The 1,697-nt window shown below is 40.7% G+C and carries 4 protein-coding genes; 2 read left to right on the top strand and 2 right to left on the bottom strand.

The annotated features are described in order from the left end of the window. Positions 1–34 precede the first annotated feature (34 nt). The gene (locus tag CBG25_RS09115) at positions 35–613 is read right to left on the bottom strand and encodes a transposase (protein ID WP_290606166.1); all 579 of its coding nucleotides are present in this window, start codon (positions 611–613) and stop codon (positions 35–37) included. Between the two features lie 42 nt (positions 614–655). Between CBG25_RS09115 and CBG25_RS09120 the strand changes: the two genes are divergently transcribed. Both CBG25_RS09120 and CBG25_RS09125 read left to right on the top strand, forming a co-directional pair. Then, the gene (locus tag CBG25_RS09120) at positions 656–1,015 is read left to right on the top strand and encodes a hypothetical protein (protein ID WP_290606168.1); all 360 of its coding nucleotides are present in this window, start codon (positions 656–658) and stop codon (positions 1,013–1,015) included. A gap of 178 nt (positions 1,016–1,193) precedes the next feature. Beyond that, positions 1,194–1,535, top strand: a complete 342-nt coding sequence (locus CBG25_RS09125; protein WP_366212757.1) for an antA/AntB antirepressor family protein — start codon at positions 1,194–1,196, stop codon at positions 1,533–1,535. Here CBG25_RS09125 and CBG25_RS09130 read toward each other — a convergent pair. Continuing rightward, on the bottom strand, positions 1,532–1,697 hold a 166-nt coding region (locus tag CBG25_RS09130), incomplete at its 5' end, for a transposase domain-containing protein (protein ID WP_290603847.1). The two genes, CBG25_RS09125 and CBG25_RS09130, sit on opposite strands and share 4 nt — an antisense overlap.

Below are 1,697 nucleotides of genomic sequence, written 5' to 3' on the forward strand. Positions count from 1 at the left end.
ACTGCTTACTTGCAAGAATATTTTATAGATATCTTTAATGCATGGATAACCGGACAAAATATGAACATCCTGATTTTTTCTTGTTTTTAAATTTATACTTCTTTTTTAGAGACTGCGAAACTCGTGTCTTAGTGGCATACCATGTATCCATCAGCACGGCGGCAAAGGGAAGGCACTTATGCCGAACTACGTTTTTTAGCATATCTTCGACGTGCTCGAGTTTCGATTTACCATCACCATCAGGATGGTAAATACGAAAATCAATGAGCCAAAATTGTTCCGTGCTGGGATTGACGTACACACAATTTACCACACCTATGCCTTTGATTACTTGGTGGGCGTTACCGCTGTATTGCCGCCGTACCAACTCAATGTGGTGCGAAAAGTTTTTGTCCAGTACTGTGTCGTCGAACACAATATAGCCATCTGGAGACAGCTTAATATCGTCCCTGACTTGCGCCCACAAAGCGCTCCCAGTTACGTGGTCGTTTCGCAAATAGCGATTAATCGCATCGTGACTCATATCTTGCGTATGATCAGCAAAATTCGTCAAGGTATAATTGATTTGGCTTATCATTAGATACTGGCAGTAATTTAAGCGGCTTGGTTTCATTTGTAACACTCTACAGAATTTTTATTCTATTTTATGTGAAATTTGCGTAAGTCCTATAACGGTTTTCGATTTGAGCGTTCATGGAGTAATGCAGTGTGGCTGGCTTTACGCGAAGTGACCGGCACCCCATCACCGGAGCGTTTTCAGGTAGAGCATATACCACTGATGGCTGACGAATGCAGACGCATTTACTACATCACCGAGTCATTGCGCCAAATTATTAATGACGCAGAAAAACAGGTTATCAAACGACTTTTACGTAAGCGTGAGAATGTCGATTCGGTTTTAGCGGAGATCAAACAGCTTTTTGAACAATTCCATCATCAACAAATCGGGATAATCACCACTCGCACCGATCACTGGTATGAAGGTGAGTTAACCCATTTCATAAAACGTCACTAATTAATCTTAACGCCCCTTCCTATAGAGGCTGTCGCAAAAGGGGTATTTACAATAAAAATAATTTAATTTTTTCTTTAAAATCAAAATATTGAAATCATTAAAAACATGATACTACCTCTTTTGCGACAGCCTCTATAGGGGCAATCTTTCATCAATTTAACTATTGAGGAATATCCTTATGTCAAATTTAATCAACATCGAAACAAAAAACATTAACGGCGCATTGATCCAAACGGTAAATGCTCGTGATCTACATCAATTTCTAGAAGTTGGCAAAGATTTTACCACATGGGTTAAAGACCGAATTAACCAGTATGGATTTGTTGAAAATCAGGACTACATAATTGTAGAAAATTTGAGCTCCCCAAAATCGGGGAGTGCAAAATCTCGCCAACGTCCAATGAAAGACTACTGCATCAGCATCGATATGGCGAAAGAACTCTCAATGGTTGAGCGTAACGAAAAAGGGAAACAGGGTAAGCGTCATTGGAACCACACAGAGATAGGTAGCGTGGTTTAAGGTAAGGTAATTTTCCAGGGCAGCAGTACGTTCCAGTCTATATCTTCATCAGGGGATTTTAGCGACGTCAGCAATGCCAGAAGATAATCGTACGGGTTAAGACCATTGATACGTGCACTTTCCACCAGGCTGTACAATAGCGCACTTGCATGAGCACCCGCT

The sequence above is a fragment of the Arsenophonus sp. ENCA genome, from assembly GCF_002287155.1.
In the GTDB taxonomy this organism is placed as follows: Bacteria; Pseudomonadota; Gammaproteobacteria; order Enterobacterales; family Enterobacteriaceae; genus Arsenophonus; species Arsenophonus nilaparvatae.